This is a genomic window from Rhizobium anhuiense (assembly GCF_003985145.1).
In the GTDB taxonomy this organism is placed as follows: Bacteria; Pseudomonadota; Alphaproteobacteria; order Rhizobiales; family Rhizobiaceae; genus Rhizobium; species Rhizobium anhuiense.
The window spans coordinates 812,836-834,251 of sequence record NZ_ML133521.1; the positions used below are offsets into that span (position 1 = coordinate 812,836).

Below are 21,416 nucleotides of genomic sequence, written 5' to 3' on the forward strand. Positions count from 1 at the left end.
GATGATGAGAGCAAGCGCATGACGACACAAGATGTTTTGAGCGGTTGACGTTGGTCTTCTCGTGGAATGGCAATCTCCCCGGATTATGTAGTCACGCGTAAATTGCGCCGGAATGGAACGGCCTATTCATCCCGCCTTTTACATTCTTTCGACCGTCAATACTCCACGCTCATCTGGTGAAACGGGAAGGTTGATTGACTGAATATTATTAAAGACTAATTTAACTGTTCCTTCATCACGCACCCGGGAGGTAACAATGCGTGAGCCAGATATGCAGAAACTCGATGCGCTCGTCGGTCGTCTTGTTGGGGACGTCGGCGCCGCCATGTCAGGGGCCTTGGTCGTGCTTGGCGACAAGGTGGGGTTGTTCAAGGCGATGGCCGACGGAACGCCGATGACCGTCCAGCAACTCTCCGCAAAAACAGGGGTGAAGGAGCGGTATCTCCGGGAATGGCTGAGCGCTCAGGCGGCTGCGGACTATGTCGCTTACGATGAAAAAACCGATCGTTTCAGCCTGACGCCGGAACAGGCGATGGTGTTTGCCGAGGAAAACAGCCCGGCCTTTTTCGTGGGGGCCTTCGAGGTCGTGCAATCCATGTGGATGGACGAGCCGAAGGTCGCCGATGCCTTCCGCACCGGCAAGGGTCTTGGCTGGCATGAGCACAGCACCTGCCTTTTCCGGGGCACCGAGCGCTTCTTCCGCCCGGGCTACAACAGCCATCTCGTCAACGAATGGATTCCGGCGCTTGCGGGGGTCGAAGAAAAGCTCAAGGCCGGCGCCAGCGTCGCCGATGTCGGCTGCGGTCATGGCGCCTCGACCATCCTGATGGCACAGGCCTATCCCGCGTCCCGCTTTACCGGCTTCGACTATCACGGCCCATCGATCGAAAGGGCAAAGGCCGCCGCGGAAGATGCGGGTGTCGCCGACCGCGTGACGTTCAACCAGGGCTCGGCTGCGGAATTTCCAGGCGGCGGCTATGATATGGTTGCCATGTTCGACTGCCTGCATGACATGGGCGATCCGGTCGGCGCCGGCCGGCATGTCAAGGAAACACTTGGGCCGAACGGCACGTGGCTGATCGTCGAGCCCTTTGCCCATGACCATCTCAAGGACAATCTCAACCCGGTCGGCCGCGTCTTTTATGGAGCATCGACGATGATCTGCACGCCAGCATCGCTCTCCCAGGAGGTCGGGCTCGGGCTCGGCGCACAGGCGGGAGAAATGAAGCTTCGAAAGGTGGCGCTCGACGCCGGGTTCACACATTTCCGGCGGGCGACGGAAACACCATTCAACATGGTGTTCGAGGTGCGGGCCTGACGCGATTTGGGATGATCCGCTATTTCAGCTTGCCGATGCTGGCATACATGCCCGTCGTGCGGAATTCCGTCGGATTGGTGCCGTAGACGCGGCGGAAGACTTTCGAGAAATAGTTGGCGTCCTCGAAGCCGCACATGATGGCGACTTCCTTGACCGGCAGGAAGTCGGCCTTGGTCAGAAGCTTGACGGCACGCTGCAGGCGTTGCTGCAGCACGAATTCGGCGGGCGGCATGCCCTCGCTTTCGGCGAAGCTGCGCGAGAAATGCGCGCGGCTGAGGCCGACGATGCCGGCGAGTTCGCTGACCGGCAGCGGCTTGTCGAGATTGGCGTTGATATGGTCGATCACCGGCTGCATCAGGCTGAGCTCGGCGGCAAAGGCCGGCGAGCCGAAGACGTCGTCGTAGAGCGCCATGGCCGCCTCATAGGCGATCGCCGAGGCAGCACCTGGCGACGTCGCGCCTCTGACGAGGCGCAGGCTGCAATCGGCGAGATGATCGATGGTCGAGGGCTGCAGCTTCAACACCGGGCCTGACGTGGAAAGCACCAGCTGATGGATGCGCAGCGTCTCCTCGCCATTCATCGAGATCCAGAAATATTCCCAGCGGTCGCCCTTCTCCAGCCAGTAGCGGTGATTGTGCGGGACGAGCACCAGCAGCGTATCGCCGCCCTGAAGCCGATAATTGCGGTTCTGGTAGCGCAGCCGACCGCTGCCGCTGATCGTGTGCTGCAGCACCGTGAAGGGCGTCTGGCCGCGCCTTCGGCCATCCCAGTCATAGGTCTCGTTCTCGCGCACCTCATAGCCGGTACTGGTCGGCATGGCGTGCAATCGCTGGCGGCCGCGGGGCAGCGAAACCGTCCTCATCGACTGTCCATTGGCAATTAAATCCTGCAGCACAAAATTACCCCTGAAAGCATAATCCTTCTCTGGTCGCCCCGACGATTTCGGGCATAATCCCGGTCGACAAGAAGGAAGAGACCACGGCCGATTAGAGCGGCCGGGAGGAAAACAGGCAGTTTTACGGCTTTTTCAACCACATGCGCCGGCATGCGGCCTGATCCTCCATAGCCATCTTTTCTCTAGCATTCGATTGGGTCGAGGTGAAGATCATGAGTTTCAAAATCGCTATCATCGGTGCGGGCAGCGTTGGCTTCACCAAGAAGCTGTTTACCGACATATTGTGCGTTCCCGAGTTTCGCGACATCGAATTCGCGCTGACGGATCTCAGCGAGCACAATCTCGAAATGATCAAGGCGATCCTCGATCGTGTCGTCGAGGCGAACGGACTGCCGACGAAAGTCACGGCGACGACCGACCGGCGCAAGGCGCTGGAAGGCGCACGTTACATCATCAGCTGCGTCCGGGTCGGCGGCCTCGAAGCCTATGCCGACGATATCCGCATCCCGTTGAAATACGGCATCGACCAGTGCGTCGGCGATACGATCTGCGCCGGCGGCATCCTTTATGGCCAGCGCAACATCCCTGTGATCCTCGACTTCTGCAAGGACATCAGGGAAGTCGCCGAGCCGGGTGCCAAGTTCCTGAACTATGCCAACCCGATGGCGATGAACACCTGGGCGGCGATCGAATACGGCAAGGTCGACACGGTCGGCCTCTGCCACGGTGTCCAGCACGGCGCCGAACAGATCGCCGAGGTGCTGGGCGCCAAGTCGGTGAGCGAACTCGATTACATCTGCTCCGGCATCAACCACCAGACCTGGTTCATCGACCTGCGCCTCAACGGCCGCAAGATCGGCAAGGACGAGCTGGTTGCCGCCTTCGAGGCGCACCCCGTCTATTCGCAGCAGGAGAAGCTGCGCATCGACGTGCTGAAGCGTTTCGGCGTCTATTCCACGGAAAGCAACGGCCATCTCTCGGAATACCTGCCCTGGTATCGCAAACGGCCGGACGAAATCACCCGCTGGATCGATATGTCCGACTGGATCCACGGCGAGACCGGCGGCTATCTCCGCCACTCCACCGAAACGCGTAACTGGTTCGAGACGGAATATCCGCAATTCCTGGAATCGGCCGCCAAGCCGATCGATCCTGCCAAGCGCTCGAACGAACACGCCAGCCACATCCTGGAGGCGCTGGAGACGAACCGGGTCTATCGCGGCCATTTCAACGTCAAGAACAATGGCGTCATCACCAACCTGCCGTCCGATGCGATCATCGAATCGCCCGGCTTCGTCGACCGCTTCGGCATCAACATGGTTTCCGGCGTCACCCTGCCGGAAGCTTGTGCCGCCACCTGCATTGCCTCGATCAACGTCCAGCGCATGTCGGTGCATGCGGCTGTTTCAGGCGACATCGATCTCCTGAAGCTCGCCGTGCTGCACGATCCGCTGGTCGGCGCCGTCTCGACGCCTGAGGAAGTCTGGCAGATGGTCGACGAGATGGTCGTTGCCCAGGCACGTTGGCTGCCGCAATATGCCGATGCCGTGCCGGCCGCCAAGGAGCGGCTGTCCAAATCGAAGGTGCAGACCCGCGACTGGGCGGGGGCTGCGCGCCGCAACGTCCGCTCGATCGAGGAGTTGCGCGCCGAAAAGGCGGCGCTGAAGCAGGCCGTCTAAGTTTTGTGAAGGTTGGGTCGTCATGGGTTTCCGGGAGGGAAATCCATGACATCAAGCCCGCTTTCATGTCGTGCGAGGAAAAGGAGCCGTGTGACCCGCGCTCCGGAACAGAGGGAGAAACGATGATGAATTTCCGCAATCTGGGCATTCTTGCCGGGCTGGCGCTCAGCGTCTCGGCCGCGGCGCTGAATGCATATGCTTCCGAGGCAACCATCCCGCCGGCGCCGGCGGACTTTCCGGCCGAAGGCAAGATCAAATATGTGGCGCGCGACTCCATCCTGGAGTTCAAGGCGCTGCCCGAATATCATGAGCCGGATTGGGTCACGAAAAATTTCGTCGCCGCCGGCAAGCTGCCGCCGGTCAAGGACCGGCTGCCGAAGGAGCCGCTGGTCTTCAAGACGGGCAATATGCCCGACGGCATCGGTGTCTACGGCGATACGATGCGCCACGTCATCGGCGGCCGGCCGGAAGGCTGGAACTACGGCGCCGGCCAGACGCAGGGCTGGGGCGGCATCGATATCGGCCTTTCCGAATGCCTGACGCGCACCGCGCCGCTGTTCCAGGTACAGGCCTCAGACACCGAGCCGCTGCCGAACCTCGCCAAGAGCTGGGATTGGTCCGAAGACGGCCATAAGCTGACCATGCACCTGATCGAAGGCGCCAAATGGTCTGACGGCGCGCCATTCAATGCCGACGACATCATGTTCTACTGGGATGACGAAGTCATCGACCCGAACGTTTCGCCGCTCGGCGGCGGCGCCTCGCCGGAAGCCTTCGGCGCCGGCACGACGCTGAAGAAGGTCGACGATTACACCGTCGAATGGACCTTCAAGGAGGCCTTCCCGAAGCAATATCTCTACACGATGTCCTACCCGAATTTCTGCCCGGGTCCGTCGCACATCCTGAAATCGAAGCATCCGAAATATTCGAAGAACACCTACGACCAGTTCAAGAACGCCTTCCCGCCCGAGTTCATGAACATGCCGGTGATGGGCGCCTGGGTACCGGTCGAATATCGCCCGGACGACATCATCGTCATGCGCCGCAACCCCTATTACTGGAAGGTCGACGAGAAGGGCGATCAACTGCCCTATCTGAATGAGCTGCACTACAAGCTCTCGACCTGGGCCGACCGTGACGTTCAGGCCGTGGCCGGATCCGCCGACATCTCGAACCTCGAGCAGCCGGAAAACTTCGTCGCGTCGCTGAAGCGAGCCGCCGAAAAGACCGCACCCGCCCGCCTTGCCTTCGGCCCGCGCCTAATCGGCTACAATCTGCGCATGAACTTCTCCGCCAACGGCTGGGGCAACCCGGACGAGCGCGGTGAGGCGATCCGCGAGTTGAACCGCAACGAGGACTTCCGCAAGGCCGTCACCATGGCGCTCGACCGCAAGGCAATCGGCGACTCGCTGGTCAAGGGACCGTTTACCGCGATCTATCCCGGTGGGCTCTCCTCCGGCACCAGCTTCTACGACCGCAACTCGACCGTTTACTACCCCTATGATCTTAAGGGTGCCAAGGCGGAACTCGCCAAGGCCGGCCTCAAGGATACGGATGGCGACGGCATCGTGAACTTCCCGTCCGGCACGCAAGGCGGCAAGAATGTCGAAATCGTCATGCTCGTCAACAACGACTACACGACAGACAAGAGCCTCGCCGAAGGTGTCGTCGGCCAGATGGAAAAGCTCGGATTGAAGGTCATCCTCAATGGGCTCGACGGTGCAAAGCGCGACGAAGCGCATTATGCCGGCCGCTTTGATTGGCTGATCCAGCGCAATACGACGGAACTGTCGTCGGTGGTGCAGAATACCGAACAGCTTGCCCCTGTCGGTCCGCGCACCAGCTGGCACCATCGTGCCGGCAAGGACGATCAGCTCGATCTGATGCCGTTCGAAAAGGAACTTGTCGATGTCGTCAACAAGTTCACGACGAGCCAGAGTAATGACGAGCGCGTCGATCTGATGAAGCAGTATCAGAAGATCTCGACGGAGCACGTCAACACCGTCGGCCTGACAGAATATCCGGGCGCGCTGATCATCAACAAGCGGTTCTCCAACGTGCCCCAGGGTACGCCGATCTTCATGTTCAACTGGGCTGAAGACTCCATCATCCGCGAACGCGTGTGGGTGGCTGCCGACAAGCAGGGCAAATACGAGCTGTTCCCCGAGCAGCTGCCCGGCAAGCCCGGCGACAAGGGCCCGATCAACTGATGCGTGTCATCAGGACACAAAGAGCTAGAGCGCGTCGCGTGTGATGCGACGCCGGAGAGTTCCCTCCCAGCTGAAGTGAGATTCAGGCCGCGCGTGGCGCGCGGCCTGATATGACCAACAAGCCGGCCGCGCTGACAAGCAGCGACTGGCGGCAAGGAGAAGCGAACCGTTCGATGTTACGATTCCTGCTCGTGCGCATAGCCTCTGCGATCCCCATTCTCTTCATCCTGAGCGTGGTGACTTTCGCGATCATCCAGGCACCGCCCGGCGACTACGCCGATTATATAAGATCCCAGCTGATCAACCAGGGCGGCGCATCTTATGCCCAGGCCGAAGCGCAGGCACAGCTCTACAGGGTCGAGCACGGCCTCGATAAGCCGCTGGTCATCCAATACGTCAACTGGATCGGCGGTATAGTGACCCGCGGTGATTTCGGCTACAGCATGTTTTACAACAAGCCGGTCGCCGATGTCGTCGGTGAACGCCTGCCGCGGACATTGCTTCTGGCGCTCGTCTGCCATCTCTTTGCCTCGGTGCTCGGCATCGGCTTCGGCATCTGGGCGGCGACGCGACAGTATAGCTGGATCGACAGCACGCTTTCGGCGATTTCCTTCCTCGGCATGACGGTGCCGCGCTTCCTGATGGCGCTGATCATCGTCTATCTGCTGGTCTTCCAGCTTAACGTCTCCGAAATCGGCAGCTTCTTCTCGCCGCAATATGGCGGGGCGCCCTGGTCCTGGGCGAAATTCGCTGATCTGGTTCGCCATGTCTGGCCGGTCGTGGCGATCGCCACCTTCGGCGGGCTCGCCTACAATATGCGCGTCATGCGCGGCAATCTGCTCGATACGCTGAATGCCCAATATGTCGAGACGGCCAAGGCCAAGGGGCTTTCCGGCGCCGCCGTGGTGATGCGCCATGCGGTGCCGAACGCGCTGCACCCGCTGGTGATGTACCAGGGCGTCGTGCTGCCCTACATGCTGACCGGCGAGATCGAAACCGCGATCATTTTCGCATTGCCCACCGTCGGCCCGGCGATCGTCGGCTCGATGGCGGTCGGCGACGTCTATGTCACCGCCACCTTCATGATGGTGCTGTCGGCGACGCTGATCGTCGGCAACATCATCGCCGACATGCTGCTCGCTTTGCTCGATCCCCGTGTCCGCCAGTATGGAGGAGCCTGAGATGCTGGCTTTCGACTCCGCGCCGCCTCCGCCGACGACAGAACTTTCCATCAACAAGCCATCGCGTGGGCATGAAAGCTACATCGCACTTGTCTGGCGCCGGCTGAGACGCTCCTGGACCGGCATGGCAGGGCTGGTGCTCGTCGTGCTCCTGATCGTCATGGCGATCTTTGCCGATTTCTTTGCGCCGATGGACCCGAAGGCAACCGATGTCGGCTTCGCGCCGCCGCAGATGATCAGCTTCCACGACAAGGACGGAGGTTTCGTCTTCCAGCCGCGTGTCTATGCGCTGTCGGATTCCGAGGAGCTCGACCCGGTCACCTTCCAGCCGATCGTTGGCGTGGATTACGACAACCCGCGGCTGCTCGGCTTCTTCGTCAAGGGCGCTGAATACCGGCTTTTCGGCCTGATCCCGGCCAACCGGCATTTCTTCGGCTCGACTGACGGCCAGCCGGTGCATTTTCTTGGCACCGACAAGTTCGGCCGCGACGTGCTGTCGCGCGCCATCATCGGCTCGCGCATTTCGCTGACGATCGCCCTGACGGTGGTCTTCATCGTCACCATCATCGGCACGACCGTCGGAATGGTGTCCGGCTATTTCGGCGGCACATTCGATATCTGGTTGCAGCGTTTCGTCGAACTGGTGCTCGCCTTCCCGCAACTGCCGCTCTATCTGGCGCTGACCTCGCTCATCCCGGTGACGGCGCCGACCAACGTCTTCCTTGCCTTCGTCATCGCCGTCATGTCGGCGCTCGGCTGGGCGCAGATGTCGCGCGAGGTGCGCGGCAAGACGCTGGCGCTCGCCCGTATCGACTATGTCCGGGCGGCGATGGCCGTCGGCGCCACCGACATGCGCATCATCATGCAGCACATCTTCCCGAACGTGATGAGCCATGTCATCGTCGCGGTGACGCTCGCCATACCGAGCGTCGTGCTCTTGGAATCCTTCCTGGGTTTCCTCGGCTTCGCGGTCAAGCCGCCACTGATTTCCTGGGGGCTGATGCTGCAGGATACGGCGACCTATTCGGTGATCGGCTCCTATCCCTGGATTCTCTCCCCCGTCGGCTTCGTGCTCGTCACCGTCTTCGCATTCAATGCGCTTGGCGACGGACTGCGCGACGCGGTCGATCCTTATTGAGGTGATTGATATGGCTCTTGCACTGGTCAATTCCTTCGCCCCGCCCGTCCGCCACGACCATGATGGCCGTTCGGACACGCCCATCATCGACGCCCGCAATGTGGCGGTGAATTTCAAGGTCGAAGACGGCATGGTCGAAGCCGTCAAGGACGTCTCCTTCCAGCTCTATCGCGGCGAGACGATCGCGATCGTCGGCGAATCCGGTTCGGGCAAATCGGTGACGGCGCGAACGGTGATGGGGCTCTTGTCGAAGCGCGCCGTCGTCTCCGAGGCATCGACGGTCGCCTATGACGGCAGCAATATCCTGAAGTTCTCCGAGCGGGCGCGCCGCAAGCTGCGCGGCGATCGCATCTCGATGATCTTCCAGGAGCCGATGAGCTCGCTGAACCCGATCTATACGATCGGTAGCCAGATCGTCGAAGCGATCCGCGTGCATCGCCGGATCAGCAAGAGGGATGCGCAAAAGCGTGCGCTCGAACTGCTCGAACATGTGCAGATCCCTGATCCTGCCGCGCGGCTCATGCAATATCCGCATCAGCTCTCCGGCGGGCAGCGCCAGCGCGTGATGATCGCCATGGCGCTTGCCAACGATCCGGACGTGCTGATTGCCGACGAGCCGACGACGGCGCTCGACGTCACCGTGCAGGCGCAGATCCTGAACCTGATCCGCAACCTGCAGAAGGAGTTGGGGATGGCCGTCATCCTCATCACTCACGATCTGACCGTGGTGCGGCAGTTCTCGGATTACGTCTATGTGATGCAGCTTGGCGAAGTGCGCGAGCACAACACCACCGAAGCTCTGTTTGCCAATCCGCAGGACGCCTATACCAAGCATCTGCTTGCCTCAGAGCCGCGCGGCCAGGCCAATCCGCTGCCGGAGGGATCGGATGTCATCCTCGATGCCAAGGGCGTGCGCGTCGCCTTCATGATGCGTCACGGTACCTTTCTCAAGCCGGCGATGCGTGAGCTTGTCGCCGTCGACAGCCTCGACCTGACGCTGCGCCGTCACGAGACGCTCGGTCTCGTCGGCGAATCCGGCTCCGGCAAGACGACCTTCGGCCAGGCGATCCTGCGGTTGAACACGCCCGAGAGCGGCGAGATCCATTTCGACCATCAGCCGATCCACGGCCTTTCCCGAGCCGAGATGCGGCCGTTGCGCGCCCGCATGCAGGTGGTGTTCCAGGATCCCTTCTCATCGCTCAACCCGCGCATGACGATCGGCCAGATCATCGAGGAAGGTCTCGTCGTCAACAGGCTGGGGGCGACCAAGGCCGAACGGCAGGACCGGGTGCGCGAAGCACTGATTGCCGCCGGCATGCCCGGCAATATCCTGTCGCGTTTCCCGCACGAATTTTCCGGCGGCCAGCGCCAGCGCATCGCCATTGCCCGCGCCATCGCGCTCGAGCCGGAATTCATTCTGCTCGACGAGCCGACATCAGCGCTCGACCTTTCCGTCCAGGCGCAGATCATCGAACTCCTCCGCAAGCTGCAGGACGAGCGGGGCCTAAGCTACCTGTTCATTTCCCACGATCTCAAGGTCGTCAGGGCTCTTTGCCATCGCGTCATCGTCATGCAGCATGGCAAGATCGTCGAAGAGGGCCCCGTCAACGAAGTTCTATCCCATCCCAAGACCGCCTACACCGAACGGCTCGTCAAAGCCGCTTTCGAGGTAGCATGATTGCCGAATGCCGGAGGTTATAATGGCAGCAAATCCCAAAATCACGTTCATCGGAGCTGGCTCCACCGTCTTCATGAAGAACATCGTCGGCGACGTGCTTCAGCGTCCGGCCCTGTCGGGCGCGACGATCGCCTTGATGGATCTCAACCCGCAGCGGCTGGAAGAAAGCGCCATCGTCGTCAACAAGCTGATCTCGACGCTCGGCGTGAAGGCGAAGGCCGAGACCTATTCCGACCAGCGCAAGGCGCTTGCCGGCGCCGATTTCGTCGTCGTCGCCTTCCAGATCGGCGGCTATGAGCCCTGCACGGTCACCGATTTCGAGGTGCCGAAGAAATACGGCCTGCGCCAGACGATCGCCGATACGCTCGGCGTCGGCGGCATCATGCGCGGGCTTCGCACCGTGCCGCATCTCTGGAAGGTCTGCGAGGACATGCTCGCCGTCTGCCCCGAGGCGATCATGCTGCAATATGTCAACCCGATGGCGATCAACACCTGGGCGATATCGGAGAAATACCCGACAATTCGCCAGGTCGGTCTCTGCCATTCGGTGCAGGGCACGGCGATGGAGCTGGCCCACGACCTCGACATTCCCTACGAGGAGATCCGCTACCGCGCGGCCGGCATCAACCACATGGCCTTCTATCTCAAATTCGAGCATCGCCAGCCGGACGGGTCCTATCGCAACCTCTATCCCGATCTCCTGCGCGGCTATCGCGAGGGCAGGGCGCCGAAGCCCGGCTGGAACCCGCGCTGCCCGAACAAGGTGCGCTATGAGATGCTGACCCGGCTCGGCTATTTCGTCACCGAAAGCTCGGAGCATTTCGCCGAATACACGCCCTATTTCATCAAGGAGGGCCGCGAGGACCTGATCGAGAAATTCGGCATCCCGCTCGATGAATATCCCAAACGCTGCATCGAGCAGATCGAGCGCTGGAAGGGGCAGGCGGAGGCCTATCGTTCGGCCGACAAGATCGAGGTTCAGCCGTCGAAGGAATATGCCTCCTCGATCATCAACTCGGTCTGGACCGGCGAGCCCTCGGTGATCTACGGCAATGTCCGCAACAATGGCTGCATCACTTCGCTGCCGACCAACTGCGCCGCCGAAGTGCCCTGCCTCGTCGATGCCTCCGGCATCCAGCCGACCTTCATCGGCGACCTGCCGCCGCAGCTGACCGCGCTGATCCGCACCAATATCAACGTGCAGGAACTGACGGTGCAGGCGCTGATGACGGAAAATCGCGAGCACATCTACCACGCCGCGATGATGGACCCGCATACGGCAGCCGAACTCGACCTCGACCAGATCTGGTCGCTGGTCGACGATCTGCTCGCCACCCACGGCGACTGGCTGCCCGAATGGGCGCGCACCAGCCGCAAGGTTCAGGCTGCCTGACCCTCTCTCCCGGGTCGGGCGTCAAAGAGCCCCGCGGTGGCAACACACCGCGGGGTTTTTGCGTGAAAAGCTTTTGCCAGTCAGACGAACTTCTATTTCGTCCCTTTGAGGACAGAAGCAGACGACTTGGCGGCACGGGAAGACTTGGCAGCTGGAGAAGGTGTGCTCTTGAGTATCTTGTCGATTTCACGCGCCAGTGCGTCCAGGTCTTTGAATTGTGCGAGTTCGTTAAGGGCCGAGCGAACTACTGGCGGGTATAGGAACGTTCCCTCGTTTCTCAGCGTCGCCTCTCCTTGCGGCGCCTCCGTGCTGGAAACTCTGACTTTTGCCTCTCCGTCGAAGTCGTCTGGCTCAAGTGTTGCTTCGTAGTCGGCGACAACGTTGGCCAGCTCAGTTTTTTGACCCGACCTCACATCTGTGATCACCACGTTCGTCAAGGCCCGGCCGAAATGAACATAGACTTTAATGGACATAACTTCTCCCTCCGCTCGCGAAAGCGCTAATCCCGGTTCAGACGCCCATCTCGGTGGGCTAAAGCCGCCGTGATCGCATAGGATGAAGGCGATCTCCTACCGGGTAGGTTAGCGTCAAGAATGAGTTTCTTGACGTCGCCGTAGTTCAGGGTGATTTCAAGCAATTCCTCAGAAGATCGGACGCGCCACATATGGTATTTGTCATTCACATTCGCAGGAAGGTCGAATCCGCAGCCGACGGCTTCCTCGGCCCTCGCCCCTTTGACGATGAAAACCCTTTTGGTGTCCAAGCGATAGCAATGCCCCTCGAACGCGTACCCGTAACCCAGTACGATTGAGTACTGTTTTTCGGTTTGCGCCACCCCCGACCTGTAGAGTAGCATCTGCAGTGCGGCGCTCCCGTTTTCGCCCGCGTCGAACTCGGCAAAGGGCATTCCTGTGTTGAGCTTGACGCCATAGAGGATGACAGTGTCCGGGAAATAAATCCCCGGTCTATCGGGTGCGGGTATGCTCACATCGACCATTTTCCAGCCTCCTTCAGCATATTAGCCTCCATCTGATGCAGTCTTCGATCTGCCTGACGTATGGACGGGCGCGGCCGTTGTCGCCTGATTCCAGAAGCGCTTCCGCTGCACCCTGGAATGTCAGACGGTCGGGATCGAGGCGCGCCCATGACCGGACAAGCGCCTCCCCAACGATATCCCTGGCCTCCTGCAGCGCGGCTTTGCTCGCAAAATGCCTCTTCTCGTAGTCGTACTTGGAATCCCGAAGGTTCTCCTCGATCAGTGCGGGGGCCATCTGCTGGCGCAGGTTGCTGAACCTGCGCGGATCGAGGTCTGTCACGCCCCTTTCGAAAAGCAACGTCTGGTATATTTCGACAAGGCTGTCGAACATCGCTCCCGCGAAAGGCTTCGACCTGTCGTGCACATCTTCGCCGACGTCTGAGGTCCTGAGCGAATTGTTGAGCGACCTGAGCTGCTTTTCGTCGCTGAGCTCTGCGAAACGATCGAGTTCGTTGTGGATCAGAAGATTGCCGCCTGTCCGCCGGAGGAGCCGATCGATGGCGGTGTCGAAGTGCAGAAGGCCGAGAAGTGATATGAAATCCGCGACCGCCTCGTGATAGGCGAAGAAGTCGGCATCTTGGCCGTCTCCGTATGGAATGCCCAGTTCGCCCAACAGAACGAGATGACCCATCTCATGGGCGATCGCATCGAAGTTCAACGCAAAACTGGAGGTAGGCGTCGGTGGTTCGCTCTCACCCAGTTCCAGAAAACCGAATCCCGACTGGGCGTTTTCCCATCGGGGGATGTGCGGCACGATCTCCAGCCTGTCGTAGGTCGGCTCGAAGAACCAATCGATGCGCCGTCCGACGTATCCCTCACAGATATCCAGCACGCGACGGGAGCAAGCGTAGCTGTGGGCTGAAAGAAAGGCAGGCGATCCTGGGAGTATATGGTCGAAGTGCCCGTCCGGCCCCGGCTCGGCGGGGGGGCGCAGAACCCCAGGGTAGGGTGGGAGGTCAGGAAGGGCATATGGTCGCTTTGGTTCGACCGGATCGGCCACGTACATGCGGTTGTCGGAAGGGCCAGCCAGGATCGGCCCGTCTGAGCGGCCAATCCAGACAACCTCCGGCTTCTCGTACCCACGGATGAACGGCGGCTGGGGGAAAACCAGGAAACGCGTCCCGATCAGGGGGTCGGAAACCACCTTCTGTCCCGCGTCGCCCGAATTTGCGATGGCATCCACAGTTGCCCCCACCGCCCGTTTCCCCTGCCAGGCGAAGTGGACACTATACTGTATATTAGAAAACTATCAAGGATGGTGGAGGTTGAATAATATATGCGCAAAATTGTAGTATTCCATATCGTAAGCAAAAGCCTCTGTCAGTTCAAAGCCCCTAGGATCGCTGCGTTTTTTCATTTCAAAACTGTTCGACGACAGGAGCGAAAGAAGACCGATGGCGTCGTCTTCTTTCTGCTTCCGTTTTCCGTCCACGAGCCAAATATCGAGGGCGCTGAGTTCCTGACTGGACATGCCATGCTCGGCCGCAGCAGAAATAATCCTCCCGAAGCTTCTTTCCGTATAGTGAATGGAGCGCGCCAATCTTTCCAGCGTCACTTGAAGTTGCCGCCCTATAATACATTCACGCACGGCCTTTTTCAGTGTCAGCCTGATGTCGATGAGGGCGTCACCGAGGGGAAAGGAGCCCAATTGCGCAGGGGCCATCGCGACCGCCACGTCCGCATCGTCGGCGAGCGAAGTCCGGCGGTACCATCTGAAGACCATGCCGTATCCACCCATCCCGTACTCCGTCAGTTCCGCGGCCCTCACGGCACCCATGCTGGAGGCTCCGTAGACGCGCACGCCACGCGACATCGCCCAGAGGATTTCCTTGTGGCGCACCGCCGGGGACTGGGCGAACACGCCGTCGATGATTGCGATCGCGCTGGGAGCATGTTCGATCACCGCCCTCACGATATCCCCGTTGCCTACAGGTGTGAGGTACAATGCATCCAGGTGCTCCCTGGCGTCTGCGACGCTCAGTGTGGGTCCGAGGAACACGACGATCTCATACCCCATTCTGGAACTCCGGGTCGGTTTCGAGAGGAGGGGTCACAACCCTCACCACATGGAGCGGTATGGTTTCATCGGAAAACAGTACCACGACAATTACGGCCTCTGCCCCCGCGCGTCGCAATGCTTCCACCGGCAGCGGCGATGGATCGGTATTCAGGTCAGCCGCTTCCGGTGCCGGGTAAGGCAATCCGCGGATGGCGAGTCGCCGGCGCCACGCTGATAGTTCCCTAGCGTCTTGGTAGCGGTAAATGTGTCCCGCCATGTCCTCTCGCGCGGCCGAGATGATCCCGAGGCGGGACTGACATGCTTCCAGCAGCGCCTTGGCGAGCGCTCGGTCGTGGGTCCGGTCGCAGCCGAAGCCTTCCGCTGGCCAGGGGGCCAAAGGAGCCTGTTGGTCGCTCTCCATGACGTGACACCAGTAGACGGGGAGGCCGTGTTCCGTCGGGATTGACCAGATTCCTACGGAACAGCCCGCCGAAAGTAGTCGACCGACAATCTCCCCTGCGGCTCCGGCAAGAACGGAACGACTGTCCAGCTGATAACGGTCGAAGAAGTGCGGTATTTTCATCGCCGCACAACGCGCGTGTCTTTCGAGCGCTTCGAAACAAGCATGCTCAATTGCCCCCCGCCAGCTTGTTCCTGCCGCCAGGCCCGTAGTGTTCCTCGGCAGCCAGGCGGGATGGGGGGAGGGTATCGTATAGGCGGTGTCAACCAAGGCAAGCGGTACAGGCACCGCCCGGGACGAGAAGAGGTCCCAGCCTTTGATCCACGCGAGTGTCTCGTTGCGTTTCCCATCGTCTGCGAGGTGCGACCAGTAGCCTTGCCCGTTCATGGAACGGAAATCCGCCAGTTCGACCCGCTCGGTGGGGATGCGTTCCGAAGACCACCCTTCCAGCGATTCCATGAGAGCGGAGATGGCGGCCTGCCCGTGAGTGAGACCCTTGCCCTGGTTCACGCTCACCGAACGCGACAACGGCCTTACGACTTGGGCAACCGGGATTCCGATGCGGTCAAGTTCGGTAATGGAACCTAGCCTCGTGATACCGAATTCCCGCTTCCGCTCGAGAATTCGGCGAACGGTCTCCAATGGATCGCGCGGCGGCTGAACCGGGGCCGCTAACATTTTTTCGAGTTGTTCTCCGTTCAGCAAGATCGCCCTCTGATCCTCAACCAATGCCGTCCAAATCCCGCTCGGCCCGTGCCAGAAGCCATGCCGCTCCCTGCGCGTCGGCTATCCGGATCGCACGTGCGAGATCGCTTCTGACCTTGGAATGCCGGTCTCCCAATCCATGTCTCAGTCTTGCGCTGAGGCGGTAGAGTTCGGCGAGCCAGAACCGTTGGCCGCTGTTGCGGCCAACGTTGATCGCATTGTGAATGGTCGCCAGGGCCTCAGCAGGCTTGCCGAGCCGCTGCAGCACCTGCGCATGCATGTCGCTGTGCATGGAAAAATTATCGTCGGTGCCCAATTGCTGCTGGAGCAGCAGACCGTGTTGGAATCGCTCTTCGCCGCGTTCGGCAAACGAGGTCATCAGCTCCGCCCAGCCGCAATACATGTTGGCGCGCGCCTGGCTGGCGGCGAGGCCGTGTCGCTCGGCAAGCGCCAGCATTTGTTCGCCGAGGTCATGGACATCGTCATATCGGCTTTGGCAGCGGCGAAGGACGATGGCGTAATAAAGCGCGTGAACCATGCTCCCGGCATGATCGGTCGAGGCCGCCCAGTCCAGACACTGTCCGATCGCATGTTCACTGGCATCGGCATTGTCGAGAAGCAGGTAGGACAGGGCGCTCTCGCCCAAGCCACAGACCCTGGCGTCATGTCCGCCGAAGAAGGCGCGGTTTCTGACCGCCCTTTCCGGATCGTAGAGATCAAGCCCTTTGGCGACGCAATCGAGACAGAATTCGTGCTCGCCGGCGTGGAAGCTCGTCGCCCATCCGCAGTGATAGGATTGAAGCCGCGTCTCCTGATCTTCGACGGTTTGCATGTCGCCGACGAGGATGCGCGCGCGAGACTGCTGCGTCAGAATGTTGGGTGCCGTGAACCACCATCCCCAATAGACCGGGAAATGTTTCGACCGGACAGCCGAGGCCTGTTTCCTCAGACGCTGCATTGCGCGGGAATAGACCCGGCGCGCGCTTTCCGAGCCCTCTCCCTCGAGCGCGGTCGCAACGACCCCCTGAAGTTCGAGCAGGCCCAATGCCAGTTCGGTGCGATCGGGATGGCGCCGGGAAAGCCTGTCGACCTCCTGCGCGCAGAGTTCGAGCGATACGTTCGCCTCGTGCATGGCGGAGCGCAGAACGCTCGCCTCCGCCGCCGCCAGGCCAAACCTGGCCGCGGCGTCGTGCAAGCCTGCTTCGGCGCACTGCCAGGCAGCGATGGCAGCCGGCAGACTGGGCTTTGCTTCTCCGATCAGGAGTTCGGCGATCCGCTTGTGTATGCGTCGTCTGTCGCTTTTGAGAAGGCTGCTATAGGCGGCTTCCTGGGTGAGTACGTGCCGGAACTGAAAGGAGCCGGGCGTGTCGGCAGAGGGCTCGATGATGCCTTGGGAAACAAGCCGCTCGACCGCGATCTCCACCGTCTGCCGGCTGACCCCTTCGAGAAGGTAGGCGAGCAGCGAGATGTTGAATTCGCGACCGATGACGCTCGCAAATTGCGCTGCCCGTCGTGCGGAACCGGTCGCCGCGAGTCTGGCGGAAAGCAGATCATTCAGCGAGCTGACGCCACCTTCCAGAAGCAGCCCTTTCCATTCGGATAAGGCCTTGCCCAAGGGTTGCCTTTCCAGGAAGAAGTTGGCCAGTTCTTCGGCGTAGAGCGGCATGCCATCGCATTGATCCAGAATGAAATCGGACAGGCCCGGCGGGGGGCGCTCACGCCAGACCGAGGCGACGAGATCGCGAACCGCCGCAGAGGCCAATCCGGATAATTCTATCTCGGTCGCCAGTGCCAGGGATCGTCTGATCCTCGATGTCTGAACCACGAGGATCGGCAACGTGCCTGCGAGTGATTCAAGCCGATCGATCACCTCCAACGTCATGCCGTCAGCCCAGTGGACATCCTCAAAGACGAGGAGCGTCGGAACGCCAGTCGCCTTGCAGGTCAGGATGTCGGCAGCGGCTTCGATGACCTTCCGCCTGAATGCCCGCCCCGACAGATCCGACACGCGAAGATTGCGCGAGGTCGCCGGCGATCGGTCTGATGTAAATGAGAGAATGGTGTCGACGATGTCTGCCCCTAAGGCTCGGCCGGATGTTTGAAGGGCCTGCATGAAAGCCCCGCTATCGCCATTCTTCAGAACAGAGGGTTCGGCCACAAGCCTCTCGAGAAACGACATAAAGGGGTGCAGCGGCTGGCTCTCCAAGCGCCTGCCGCACTGAAAGATCAGGGTCTCGTGCGAAGTATGGGACAGGCTGCGGGCGAATTCGCCGATCAGTCTGGATTTGCCGATGCCCGCCTCTCCGACCACGGTGATTGAACTGCCCTTGCCATCGAGAGCTGAATTCCAGGCGCTCGAAAGAGCGGCAAGTTCTCTTTCCCTGCCTCTTATCGGCCGATCCCATTCGCTGAATGGCGATAGCGCAGACGTTGAGCGATCACGTTCCTGCGGACGCCAGAGCGCAACCGGCTCTTCGAAGCCTTTGAGTTTGGCCTTCCGCACCAGGCTATAGTCGAAATTGTGTCGGGTGAGCTGAACGGTCGAATCTGCGACCAGAACGGAATTCGGTTCGGCCTCTGCCTGCAAGCGAGCCGCCAGCACCGGTGCTGTGCCAACAATCTCGTCTCCTTGCGCGGAGAAGACGACAAGACCGGTGGCAACCCCGATCCGCAGCCTGAAAGCTGTGCGCGCCTTGCCCTTGGTGCTCGCTGCAATGCCTAACAATTCCAAAGAAGCCTGCACCGCACTTTCAGCCGCATCTTCGGATTGGTCGGGATATCCGAAGAAACAGCATCCCCCATCACCGAGCCGTTGATGAAGAAAACCTCCATGTTTTTTTATGATCGTTTCGGCATTCTGATGTAATGCCGAGACGGAACGAAAGAATTTCTCCGGCTCGCTTCGCAATAAGAGCTCCGTCGAGCCGACAATGTCATAGAAAAGGGCAGTGACCTGTCGCCGCTCACCTGTAAACCGAATTCGCGCGTCGAGGGTTTTCATTCGGAGTCGCCCAACACCACAGAAGCCTTTTTCAGGACATCCGATTTATAGCTTGCATGCAAGCTTTTCGTGCGGCGGTGCCAATATATCCGTTATGCGGCCTGATCATGGGCTGCCCTCTTGTCAGCGCGACGCATGCGCGTGCCCCGGCCATATTGCTTCGGGCCCGCCATCTTTTCCTTGCGCGTGAGATTGGACGGTTTGGCGTTCAAGGGATGGCCAGATGGGCGTGCCGCATTGCATCGCCTTTCCTTGAACGTGCAGCAGCCCGACCGAAGGCACATCAAAATCCGGCCCCGCCGCTACGGCTCGCCCGTCGCTATTCCCAGCCATTGGCATTCCGCCAGCCAGGTTACGAAGAACCGCGCCGGTTTTTGGCAACGACGACGTTCACCGCCGGGCCACCGGAGATTGCCAGTAACGGCGGCCCGTCGGTCGCCGTGGCGGCCCTTTTCCCGCCGCGGCGACCGCCGGCCTTGCAGCGCCAGATGGCCTTCAGCCTCAATCAGGCAAAGAACGCACGAAGCTGAGCGAAGAACCCGCCTGGTTTGTAACTCGCCATCTTTCGCAGGCGGCGAGCGATGACTGCCGCGCTGACGTGTTCACCGAAATGGCAGAAGCAGACAAGGCCGTGCAATTGCTCGTCGCTGAGCTCGAAGAACCGCCTGGCCTCTCCATAGCTGTCATTTTCCATTCCCGCCGCCCGCAGAATGGGGTCAGCGAATGCAACGGAGATCGGGGTGTCGTCATCCCGCAGCGCAAGCCGTTCCGCCATCGACTTATATTCGGTTTCGTGAAGCGTGTTCAGAAACGCCCTGGGGCTGCGGTCGAGACTTTCGGCCCACCGCTCAAGCCGTTCGCGCCGCGTCATGTCAAGGCGCGTGCAGGTCGTGCTGACCTTGGCAATGGTTTTCAACTGATCGAGTGCGTACTGTTCCATCTCGGCCTCCTATCTCCGGAAAAATAGATGGTCCGCTCCCAAAGATAGCGTCGCTCAGGTGGCAGCCGATGTCCAATCACGATTGGGACCGGCAGCTCGTTGACGCTTCCGTAATCACTGGAGGCGTCTTTTGCTTGCTGACAGGCTCTTTTCTCATAGGATCTCTGCGCCATGTCATACCGAGGCAACCAGACAGGGTTCGGGATGGACGAGATATTCGAACAGCTTCTGCACCTTTCTGCATGCACGCAAACGCTGATTGCGGTCTATGATGGTCATGACCGGCTGCAATACGCCAACAGCGCCTTTCGTTCGGCCTATTTCATCGAACCGGATGAAACGCCCCTCTGGCCGGATCTCATGCGGCGCAATTTCCAGCAGCAGCGAGGCACAGTCATTCGGACGAGCAATTTCGAAGAGGGGCTGCGCTCGACTCAGTCGCGCCGCGGCAAGATCGGCTATCGCGCTTTCGAGACGGACCAGTGGGACGGCCGATGGTTCTGGATGACCGAGGCGGTGCAGAAGAACGGTTGGATGCTGTGCATTGCGAGCGACATCACCAGTTTGCGCGCGCATGGCAGGACTGTCCGGCAAGATCGCGATCAGGCGATCAAGGCGTCTTACACCGACGAGCTCACGGGTGTCGCCAACCGCCGCTTCGTGATGGCGCGCGTCGACGACATGCTGGCGGCCGCCCAGCATGGCAGCAGCGGATGCCTTGCCGTATTCGACATCGACAACTTCAAATACATCAACGATCGCCTTGGCCACCACGCTGGAGATGAGGTCCTGCGCGATTTTGCGCATCGCATTCATCAGAATGTTCGCCGCAACGATTGTTTTGGGCGGGTCGGCGGAGAAGAATTCCTTCTGGTGATGCCGGCAACCGAGACGGAAGACGCCATTGCCATCGTCGAGCGCATGTTGACGGTGATCCGGTTTTCCCGGCCCCTGCCTGCGTCACCCGACTTCAGCTACACCTGCTCTGCCGGTATCGCCGGGTGCGCCCCGTCCGACAGCACGTCGGATCTTTATCGACGCGCCGATCAAGCACTCTATGCGGCTAAGCTAAGCGGCCGGGACAGGGTGCGCGCAGCCTAGGCGCTTATGCGGTTGAACCCCAATCTGGTTGACGCAGTCGTGGCGGACGACGATCCGGCCCTGTTCGCCGGGGCCGGAACCAATTTAATCGGGCCCGATGTGTCAGATCCCCGACCCGTAAAGCTCCTGGTCATCGTCGCCTTCCCAGGGGGAGGGCATCGAGCTGCTGGCGAGGTTGGCCGAGGGCATCGGCATCCAACACTTCAATTCCGGCTCGGCATATTCGATGATGTGTCCGGGCGAGGAATCAGAGGCGCGCCAGCCTTCTCCACCGAACTGATCGCCATTCGTCCAATAGGCAAGGTCAACTTCCGCCGGCCCCTGTTCGGACGAGCGAATCGTGACGAGGATCCGGCTGCCGTCTTTCGGAGCGTTTGCCATATTGCGCCAGCGATCCGGCTCGTCCATCGTCTTTCCTCCTGCTTTTCTCAAGTGCAACTGTCGCCTCACGATCGAAAACGGTCAACTCAAACTTTGCAGAACCATCCCCATCGACGCCTGCAGGAACTGACAGTGCAGGCGCTGATGACGAAGAGCCAAGCGCTTCTCCCGGGTGAGGCCGTCAAGAAGCCCAGCGGTAGCAACGACTGCGAGGCTTGTGTTTGAGAATGGCGCCGCTTTCCAATAGAGGGGACGGCAAGGGACCATCCGACCCCCGTTCGCTATCAGGGAACCGTTGATT

At 60.5% G+C, this 21,416-nt stretch carries 17 protein-coding genes; 8 read left to right on the forward strand and 9 right to left on the reverse strand.

The window, feature by feature from the left end; translation table 11 throughout:
- Window positions 1-256 precede the first annotated feature (256 nt).
- A complete protein-coding gene (locus EEQ99_RS04010; protein WP_127430030.1) occupies window positions 257-1,318 on the forward strand; it encodes a class I SAM-dependent methyltransferase in 1,062 nt (353 codons plus the stop codon).
- A 19-nt stretch (window positions 1,319-1,337) separates the two neighbouring features.
- Here EEQ99_RS04010 and EEQ99_RS04015 read toward each other — a convergent pair whose 3' ends face one another.
- Window positions 1,338-2,180, reverse strand: a complete 843-nt coding sequence (locus tag EEQ99_RS04015; protein ID WP_047612778.1) for an AraC family transcriptional regulator — start codon at window positions 2,178-2,180, stop codon at window positions 1,338-1,340.
- A gap of 245 nt (window positions 2,181-2,425) precedes the next feature.
- On the opposite strand from EEQ99_RS04015, the gene melA (EEQ99_RS04020) reads away from it, so the two are divergent.
- From melA (EEQ99_RS04020) to melA (EEQ99_RS04045), 6 genes are all read left to right on the forward strand, one after another.
- A complete protein-coding gene (gene melA, locus EEQ99_RS04020; protein ID WP_047612781.1) occupies window positions 2,426-3,892 on the forward strand; it encodes an alpha-glucosidase/alpha-galactosidase in 1,467 nt (488 codons plus the stop codon).
- A gap of 122 nt (window positions 3,893-4,014) precedes the next feature.
- Window positions 4,015-6,102, forward strand: a complete 2,088-nt coding sequence (locus tag EEQ99_RS04025; RefSeq protein WP_127430031.1) for an ABC transporter substrate-binding protein — start codon at window positions 4,015-4,017, stop codon at window positions 6,100-6,102.
- A 173-nt stretch (window positions 6,103-6,275) separates the two neighbouring features.
- A complete protein-coding gene (locus EEQ99_RS04030; RefSeq protein ID WP_047613455.1) occupies window positions 6,276-7,283 on the forward strand; it encodes an ABC transporter permease in 1,008 nt (335 codons plus the stop codon).
- A gap of 1 nt (window position 7,284) precedes the next feature.
- On the forward strand, window positions 7,285-8,421 hold the full coding sequence (locus tag EEQ99_RS04035; protein WP_047613456.1) for an ABC transporter permease: 1,137 nt from the start codon (window positions 7,285-7,287) through the stop codon (window positions 8,419-8,421).
- A 10-nt stretch (window positions 8,422-8,431) separates the two neighbouring features.
- A complete protein-coding gene (locus EEQ99_RS04040) occupies window positions 8,432-10,099 on the forward strand; it encodes an ABC transporter ATP-binding protein (protein WP_047612786.1) in 1,668 nt (555 codons plus the stop codon).
- A 22-nt stretch (window positions 10,100-10,121) separates the two neighbouring features.
- Window positions 10,122-11,492 carry an alpha-glucosidase/alpha-galactosidase gene (gene melA / locus EEQ99_RS04045; RefSeq protein ID WP_047614861.1) on the forward strand — a complete coding sequence of 457 codons (1,371 nt, stop codon included), beginning with the start codon at window positions 10,122-10,124 and terminating at the stop codon, window positions 11,490-11,492.
- Window positions 11,493-11,584: 92 nt separating this feature from the next.
- Here the strand turns inward: melA (EEQ99_RS04045) and EEQ99_RS04050 are convergent, their stop codons facing one another.
- The 7 genes from EEQ99_RS04050 to EEQ99_RS04080 form a co-directional block, all read right to left on the reverse strand.
- Entirely contained in the window at window positions 11,585-11,965 is a 381-nt protein-coding gene (locus EEQ99_RS04050; RefSeq protein WP_063475991.1) for a hypothetical protein, read from the reverse strand.
- Between the two features lie 26 nt (window positions 11,966-11,991).
- On the reverse strand, window positions 11,992-12,489 hold the full coding sequence (locus tag EEQ99_RS04055; protein ID WP_063475992.1) for a hypothetical protein: 498 nt from the start codon (window positions 12,487-12,489) through the stop codon (window positions 11,992-11,994).
- A 13-nt stretch (window positions 12,490-12,502) separates the two neighbouring features.
- Entirely contained in the window at window positions 12,503-13,711 is a 1,209-nt protein-coding gene (locus tag EEQ99_RS04060) for a gluzincin family metallopeptidase (protein ID WP_373289064.1), read from the reverse strand.
- Between the two features lie 66 nt (window positions 13,712-13,777).
- On the reverse strand, window positions 13,778-14,545 hold the full coding sequence (locus EEQ99_RS04065) for a TfuA-like protein (protein ID WP_127430032.1): 768 nt from the start codon (window positions 14,543-14,545) through the stop codon (window positions 13,778-13,780).
- Window positions 14,535-15,692 (reverse strand): YcaO-like family protein, encoded by a 1,158-nt coding sequence (locus EEQ99_RS04070; RefSeq protein WP_088930363.1) that lies wholly within the window; start codon window positions 15,690-15,692, stop codon window positions 14,535-14,537. The genes EEQ99_RS04065 and EEQ99_RS04070 overlap by 11 nt, the downstream gene beginning before the upstream one ends.
- Before the next feature lie 16 nt (window positions 15,693-15,708).
- Window positions 15,709-18,693: an ATP-binding protein gene (locus tag EEQ99_RS04075; protein WP_127430033.1), complete on the reverse strand. Its 2,985-nt coding sequence runs from the start codon at window positions 18,691-18,693 to the stop codon at window positions 15,709-15,711.
- Between the two features lie 505 nt (window positions 18,694-19,198).
- Window positions 19,199-19,633, reverse strand: coding sequence for a hypothetical protein (locus EEQ99_RS04080; RefSeq protein WP_097543488.1), 435 nt, complete (start codon window positions 19,631-19,633; stop codon window positions 19,199-19,201).
- Between the two features lie 204 nt (window positions 19,634-19,837).
- Here EEQ99_RS04080 and EEQ99_RS04085 point away from each other — a divergent pair, with 204 nt between their 5' ends.
- Window positions 19,838-20,734 (forward strand): GGDEF domain-containing protein, encoded by an 897-nt coding sequence (locus tag EEQ99_RS04085; RefSeq protein WP_127430156.1) that lies wholly within the window; start codon window positions 19,838-19,840, stop codon window positions 20,732-20,734.
- Between the two features lie 102 nt (window positions 20,735-20,836).
- Here the strand turns inward: EEQ99_RS04085 and EEQ99_RS04090 are convergent, their stop codons facing one another.
- Window positions 20,837-21,142, reverse strand: a complete 306-nt coding sequence (locus tag EEQ99_RS04090; protein ID WP_047612813.1) for a hypothetical protein — start codon at window positions 21,140-21,142, stop codon at window positions 20,837-20,839.
- Window positions 21,143-21,416 lie beyond the last annotated feature (274 nt).

Excerpts from the sequence above, each read along its gene's own strand:
- EEQ99_RS04010 (WP_127430030.1), top strand. The coding sequence starts at position 257 with ATGCGTGAGCCAGATATGCAGAAACTCGATGCGCTCGTCGGTCGTCTT.
- EEQ99_RS04015 (WP_047612778.1), bottom strand. The coding sequence starts at position 2,180 with ATGAGGACGGTTTCGCTGCCCCGCGGCCGCCAGCGATTGCACGCCATG.
- melA (WP_047612781.1), top strand. The coding sequence starts at position 2,426 with ATGAGTTTCAAAATCGCTATCATCGGTGCGGGCAGCGTTGGCTTCACC.
- EEQ99_RS04025 (WP_127430031.1), top strand. The coding sequence starts at position 4,015 with ATGATGAATTTCCGCAATCTGGGCATTCTTGCCGGGCTGGCGCTCAGC.
- EEQ99_RS04030 (WP_047613455.1), top strand. The coding sequence starts at position 6,276 with ATGTTACGATTCCTGCTCGTGCGCATAGCCTCTGCGATCCCCATTCTC.
- EEQ99_RS04035 (WP_047613456.1), top strand. The coding sequence starts at position 7,285 with ATGCTGGCTTTCGACTCCGCGCCGCCTCCGCCGACGACAGAACTTTCC.
- EEQ99_RS04040 (WP_047612786.1), top strand. The coding sequence starts at position 8,432 with ATGGCTCTTGCACTGGTCAATTCCTTCGCCCCGCCCGTCCGCCACGAC.
- melA (WP_047614861.1), top strand. The coding sequence starts at position 10,122 with ATGGCAGCAAATCCCAAAATCACGTTCATCGGAGCTGGCTCCACCGTC.
- EEQ99_RS04050 (WP_063475991.1), bottom strand. The coding sequence starts at position 11,965 with ATGTCCATTAAAGTCTATGTTCATTTCGGCCGGGCCTTGACGAACGTG.
- EEQ99_RS04055 (WP_063475992.1), bottom strand. The coding sequence starts at position 12,489 with ATGGTCGATGTGAGCATACCCGCACCCGATAGACCGGGGATTTATTTC.
- EEQ99_RS04065 (WP_127430032.1), bottom strand. The coding sequence starts at position 14,545 with ATGGGGTATGAGATCGTCGTGTTCCTCGGACCCACACTGAGCGTCGCA.
- EEQ99_RS04075 (WP_127430033.1), bottom strand. The coding sequence starts at position 18,693 with ATGAAAACCCTCGACGCGCGAATTCGGTTTACAGGTGAGCGGCGACAG.
- EEQ99_RS04080 (WP_097543488.1), bottom strand. The coding sequence starts at position 19,633 with ATGGAACAGTACGCACTCGATCAGTTGAAAACCATTGCCAAGGTCAGC.
- EEQ99_RS04085 (WP_127430156.1), top strand. The coding sequence starts at position 19,838 with ATGGACGAGATATTCGAACAGCTTCTGCACCTTTCTGCATGCACGCAA.
- EEQ99_RS04090 (WP_047612813.1), bottom strand. The coding sequence starts at position 21,142 with ATGGACGAGCCGGATCGCTGGCGCAATATGGCAAACGCTCCGAAAGAC.